Annotated in this window: 5 protein-coding genes; 1 reads left to right on the top strand and 4 read right to left on the bottom strand. The window is 75.1% G+C overall.

The window, feature by feature from the left end:
* Window positions 1–203: 203 nt before the first annotated feature.
* Complete coding sequence (locus tag ACWGH4_RS29565; RefSeq protein ID WP_453466318.1) at window positions 204–1037, bottom strand: SDR family oxidoreductase; 834 nt, start codon at window positions 1035–1037, stop codon at window positions 204–206.
* Complete coding sequence (locus tag ACWGH4_RS29560; RefSeq protein WP_453466316.1) at window positions 1028–1774, bottom strand: SDR family oxidoreductase; 747 nt, start codon at window positions 1772–1774, stop codon at window positions 1028–1030. Before ACWGH4_RS29560 ends, ACWGH4_RS29565 begins: the two co-directional genes overlap by 10 nt.
* 561 nt (window positions 1775–2335) lie before the next feature.
* On the opposite strand from ACWGH4_RS29560, the gene ACWGH4_RS29555 reads away from it, so the two are divergent.
* Complete coding sequence (locus tag ACWGH4_RS29555) at window positions 2336–3601, top strand: MFS transporter (protein ID WP_453466320.1); 1266 nt, start codon at window positions 2336–2338, stop codon at window positions 3599–3601.
* Here the strand turns inward: ACWGH4_RS29555 and ACWGH4_RS29550 are convergent.
* Window positions 3574–4614 carry a glycosyltransferase family 9 protein gene (locus ACWGH4_RS29550; RefSeq protein ID WP_453466314.1) on the bottom strand — a complete coding sequence of 347 codons (1041 nt, stop codon included), beginning with the start codon at window positions 4612–4614 and terminating at the stop codon, window positions 3574–3576. The two genes, ACWGH4_RS29555 and ACWGH4_RS29550, sit on opposite strands and share 28 nt — an antisense overlap.
* 59 nt (window positions 4615–4673) lie before the next feature.
* A partial coding sequence (rfaE2, locus tag ACWGH4_RS29545; protein ID WP_453466312.1) for a D-glycero-beta-D-manno-heptose 1-phosphate adenylyltransferase occupies window positions 4674–5942 on the bottom strand: 1269 nt, incomplete at its 5' end.

The following is a 5942-nucleotide window of genomic DNA, read 5'->3' as shown; positions in this document are numbered from 1 at the left end:
CTGTGGTACGGGAAGGCCGCCGCCGCCGGGGGCCCCCCCGACTCCCCCCGGTCCCGGGCCGGCGCCACGGCAACGGCCCGCACGACCGCGGCCCGCGCGACACGGCCGCAGCACCACGGCACGGCCCCCACCGACGAGGCCGCTCCCGCATGAGGGGGCGGGAGCGGTCCTCATGGTCGCCGCGGCCGGTACGGCTCGCTGCCTCAGGGCCTGCGCCAGGAGTCGTCCTGGAGGTGCGATCCGGCCATGGGGCCCATCCGCAGCATCCCGCCGTCGACCGACCACGACGCTCCGGTGACGTAACCCGCGTCCTGGCCCGCGAGGAAGGCGATGACCGCCGCGACCTCCCGTGCGTCGCCGGGGCGGCGCAGCGGGATGCCCGGCCGCTCCTCGGCGTGGACGTCCGTGTCCTCCTGGCCGGTCATGGGAGTGGCGATCTCCCCGGGTGCGACGGAGTTGACCGTGATGCCGTGTTCGGCGAGTTCGAGGGCCATCACCTGGGTGAGCAGACCGAGACCGCCCTTGGCCGCGCAGTAGGGGGCGGCGCCGACCCTCGGCTGATGCTCGTGGACCGAGGTGACGTTGACAATCCTGCCGCCGTCCCCCTGGTCGATCATGCGGCGGGCGGCCCGCTGACCGCACAGGAACGGGCCGACGAGGTCCACGTCGACGACCTGGCGGACCGTGTCGAGGTCCAGGTCGAGAAAGGGTGCGGCGGTGCCGGTGCCGGCGTTGTTGACGAGCACGTCCACCCGGCCCAGTTCACCGGCGAGCCGGTCGATGACGTCGGCGGCGCCGGGCAGGACCGTGAGGTCCATCCGGGCGACGGCGGCACGGCGACCGTGGCCGCGTACCTCCTCGGCCGTCTCCTGCGCCCCTTCCTGGTCGGTGTGGAAGGTGATCCCGACGTCCATGCCCGCCGCGGCCAGCCGCACGGCGGTGGCCCGACCGATGCCGGAGTCGGCGCCGGTGACGATGGCGACCGGCCGGCCGGCGCCCGGCGAGGACGAGGCGGCTGCTCCTGGGGTCACGGCCATGAGGGCTCCTTGCGCGGCACGACGACCAGTTCGGAGACCGCGCTGGTGTCCGGCACGGACAGGGCGTAAAGGACGGTGTCGGCGACGATGTCGGGGCTCTGGAGCATGGTCAGGTCCGCGTCCGGGAAGCGGTCGAGGATGAACGGGGTCGCCATGCCGCCGGCGATGATGCCGGTGACGCCGATCCCGGGACAGTCGCGCTGCGCCTCCTGGAACAGGGTGTGGGTGAAGGCGCGCAGCCCGGACTTGCCGGCCGCGTACGGTCCCGCCTCCGTCCAGGTGCGGTTGGCCGCGGTGGAGAGGATGTTGACGATGTGACCGCCGCCACGCGCGACCATGCGGCGGTAGGTCTCCAGGCAGAGGAACATCGGGCCGAGCAGGTTGGTGGTGATCACCCGGCTCACCTCCTCGGCCGTCAGGTGCTCGATCGGCTTGCAGACGTCGACGGCCGCGTTGTTGACGAGGAGGTCGACCCGGCCGCCGTCCTCGTCCAGCTCGCGGAAGACGTCCGCGACCGCGGCGGAGTCCCGTACGTCCAGCGCCACGAACTCCGCCTTGCCGCCCTGCCGGGCCAGGTCCTCGCACAGTTCCTCCGCGAGGTCCCTGCGTACGTCAGCGACCAGGACGCTCGCCCCCGCGCCGGCCAGCCGGCGGCTGATCGCCGCGCCGAGGCCTCTCGCGCCGCCCGTCACCAGGGCCTGCCTGCCTTGAAGGTCGACCTGCACTCCGCTGCTCAATGCTCTGCCTTCCGTCCGCGCCCGTTCGGATGCCGCTCGGCGTGCGGCTGACACGGCATCGGCTCCGGTGGGTACCCTGCCGCACCGCATCCACTCCACTGTGACGCGCGCAACTGTCTCCGGCACTCGCGCCATGCCCCGCGCGGCCGCTCTAAAGGGCCTGTGAGCAAGCACACCAGAAGTGCCCGATCCCAGTGCCCGCAAGGGTTCCGGCCCGTCGCGGGCACCGTGGGCGAGGTCGCTCGAACCGCTTCTCCGAAGCCGTCTGCCACGATGGGCTGCGCCCTGCCGGGGAGCGCCTTTCGCCGTCAACGGACGTGCGGGGGGACAGTCTTCCGTGGTGGGGCGCCGTCAAGATCCGGTGGAGCGACCGCGCAGTGCAGCCGGTGTTCCGAGCTTCCGCCGCATTCCGCCACATGGGTCCCTCGGGGGCTCGTCACCCGAGTGTTCACCGTGCCTTCTTCTTCCTCCGCCCCGTCCGCCTCCCCGGCTCCGTCCGGCCGTCTCGCGCAGCGCCTACTGGGCGACCGTTCGCCGTGGCGCTGCCTCAAGTACCGCAGCATGCGCTGGTGGTCCGTCGCGAACTTCGTGTCGAACGCCGGTACGTGGATGCAGCTCACCGTGCAGAACCTGCTGGTGCTCCAGATCACGGGATCGGCCGCCGCGACCGGACTCTCGATGTCCGTGCAGGCCGCGCCCGGGCTGCTGATGAGCCTCGCCGGCGGCGCCGCCGTCGACCGCTGGCCCCGCAAGCTGACCGCGGCGGTGAGCCAGGCGCTGCTGGGCGCCGTGGCGTTCACGACGGCGTTCCTCGTGGCGATGGACCAGCTGAACCTGGGTGTCCTGATGGCGCTCGCCGCTGTCACGGGAGTCATCGCCACCGTCGACGGCCCGGCGTGCGCGCTGCTCGGCAACGACCTCGTCAGGACGGAGGACGTTCCCTCCGCGATCGGCGTCGGTTCGCTGGTGCACAACGCGGGCCGGCTGGCGGGCGCGGCGCTCGCCGGTGTGACCGTCGGCTTCCTCGGCACGGCCGCCGCCTATGCGGCCAACGGGCTTTCCTTCCTCTTCGTGACCGCCGTCATACCGTTCCTGCGCCCCGTGGCGGGCGCGGTCCGCTCCCGGTCGGAGCGCCGGACGGAGAAGGCCGCCGCCGCACAGGATCCGGGCGACGACATGAGCATGCGCGAAGGCCTGAGGTACTTCATGCGCAGGCCGAGGCTGGTCGCGCTCGCGGGGATCACCGGGCTGAGCGCCGTCTTCGGACGGAACTACCAGCTCACGCTCGCCGTGCTCGTGGTCGGGCCGCTGGCCGGCGGTGCCGGGGCCTTCGGCACCGTGTCCACCGTGCTCGCCGTCGGCGGCATCCTGGGCGCGGTGCTCGGAGCGCGGCTGCGCAAGCCGTCCGTGCGGCTGGTGGGCGCCCTCGCGGCGGCCGGCGGTGTCCTGCAGATCGTCGCGGGTCTCTCGCCGTCGCTCGCGATACTGCTGATCATCGTGCTGCCGATGGCCCTCGTGGAGTCGGTCTCCGACACCGCGGGCACGACCGTGCTCCAGACCGATCCGCCGCCGCACATGCGGGGCCGGGTGCTGGGCGTGTGGGGCAGTGTCCGTACCCTCTGGGGCCTCGCTGGTCCCCCGGCGCTCGGGCTGCTGATGGAGCTGGCCGGTGCGCGCGGGGCGCTGGTGACCGGCGGACTGCTGATCGCGGGCGCGATCGGCGCGGGCTACGTGTTCCGGGAACGCCGGGTCACCGCGAAGCCGGTGGTCGTACGGACCGAGGGGCCGGCGCTGACCGGTCAGCCCGGTCTGAGCACGGCTGCCTGACCGGCCGGCGGCCCTGCCCCGGGCAGCGGCAGGCTGCGTACGGCGTCGAGTACCTCCTCGACGGTGATGCGCAGCAGCCGCTCGTCGGGCCGGTCGCCGTGGGCGTCACCGGGACGCGGCGGGTCGTCGGCGTCCGGGTGCCACAGCACCCGGTGGCGCGGCCGGGCGGGCGGGCCCCACAGCCGGGGCGCCACCGGGCCGAACAGGGTGACGGACGGGGTGCCGAGGGCCGTCGCCAGATGGGCGAGCCCGGTGTCCCCCACCACCACGCAGCGTGCCTCCGCGACCAGGGCCATGAGCACGTCGAACGGGATGTCGCCGCCCGCCCCGCCGAGCACCGCCCCGTCGGGCAGCCCGGCCAGGCGGGCCACCGAGGCCGCCGGCCGGGCCTCCGCCGCCCCGGCCGTCACCACGACACGGTGTCCGGCACGGTGCAGCTCGCGCGCCACGGCGGCGAAGCGCTCCGTGGGCCAGCGGCGGGACGCCGCGTCGGCGCCCGGATGCACGACCACGGCGCCCGGTGCGGGTGAGCGGGTGGCGGGCGGCGGCACGGACAGGTCCTCGGGGTCGGCCGGCAGCCCGTGTCCTTCGAGCAGGCGGCACCAGCGCTCCCGCTCGTGCTCGTCGTCCCGCCACACCGGACCGTCCGGCAGCCCGTAAGCGTAGAGGTCGCGGGGCCCCAGCCCGGCGAGCAGCCCGCGGCTGGCGGGACCGTTCCCGTGCAGGTCCACGGCGATGTCCGGCGGCGGACCGTCCCAGCTCAGCTCCGCCGGTACGGCCCTGCCGGGCGCGGAGGCGGGCAGCAGCCGGTCGACGAGCCCCGTCGCCGCGGCGGCCGTGGTCAGCCGGGCGGGCGCGGCCAGCACGATGTCGTGTCCGGGCAGCCCGCGCCGCAGGGCCCGCAGGGCGGGTACGGCGGCGAGCAGATCGCCGAGACCGAGTGCCCGCAGCACCAGGACACGGGGGCGCGGGCTCGTCGCAGTGCTCGGGCTCTCGCCGGTGCGGGTGCTCATCCGGTCTCCTTCGGCGGCGGGCCGTGCGGCCGGCGAGGTGCGCGGGCCGTCGTGGTGGGTCAGCGCGGCGGGGTGTCGACCGGCTTCGCCGATTCGGCCGCGCGGTGGGCGAGCAGCGTGGTGGAGCGGCCGTCGAGGTAGGGCAGGACGACCGCCTGCCCGCCCCAGGCGCGTACCACGTCGGCCTCCGGCAGGTCCTCCACGGAGTAGTCGCCGCCCTTGACCCACACGTCCGGCCGCAGCCTGCTGAGCAGCGCGATCGGGGTGTCCTCCTCGAAGACGGCGACGGCGTCGACGCTGCCCAGTCCGGCGAGCACCCGCACCCGGTCCTCCACCGGATTGAGCGGACGGCCCGGCCCCTTGCGACGCGTGATCGAGGCGTCGGAGTTGACGCACACGATCAGGCAGTCGCCGATACGGCGCGCGCTCTCCAGCAGGCCCACATGCCCGGCGTGCAGCAGGTCGAAGCAGCCGCCCGTGGCGACCACGGTGCCGCCCCGCGCCCGGACGCTCTCCACGAGCGCGAACGGGTCCGTCGCCGCCCCGTGCCGCGTCCTGCCGGCGAACGCCGTCCGCCACAGCTTCGGATTGCCGGCGCCGCCCGCCGCCACGAACGCCGCAGCGCCGGCCACGCCGCGCTGCACCGCCTCCTCGGGGAGCGCGCCGTCCGCCAGGGCGGCGGCGGTGGCCGCGGCGAAGCAGTCACCCGCGCCGCAGGGGTCGCCGTCGGCGCGGTAGGGCGCGGGGACGAGCATGGGCGTGCCGCCGCCCGGCCGGGTCAGCAGGACGCCGCGTTCGCCCAGGGTGACGGCGACGGTCGCCGCCAGCCAGCGGTCCGCCAGTCGCGAGCCACGTTCCGCGAAGTCGCGCAGCGAGGGCTCCTCTTCGGCGGGAGAGCCGGTGAGCGAGCGGACCTCGGCGGCGTTCGGTGTGACGATCCGGGCGCCGGGGACGGGGGCGGCGCCGCGGGGGTGCGGGTCCCAGACCAGCTGCATGCGGTGGGCGGCCTCGGCGAGCTGTTCACGGACGGCGTCGGCGGTGTGCCTGCCGTAGTCGGCAACGAGGACGGCCTCCGCCTCTGCCAGCGCCTCGGCCACGGCGGCGCCGGGGCTGCCGGGTGTGCCGCCGCCGCGGTCGAGGCGTACGAGGGGCCGCCCGCCGGCCAGCACCCGGGTCTTGACCGGCAGGGTTCCCCGCAGCGGGAGTTCGGCCAGCCGGACGCGCCCTTTCAGCGCCCGTCGTACCGCCTCGCTCGCAGGGTCGTCGCCGAGGGCGGTGACGAGGACCACCTCGCGGCCGTCCTGGGCGGCCAGCGCCGCGGCGAGACC

The organism is Streptomyces sp. NPDC054847 (genome assembly GCF_053610925.1).
The sequence above is the reverse complement of the archived record's forward strand: the minus strand, read 5'-3'. Positions and strand labels throughout refer to the sequence as shown.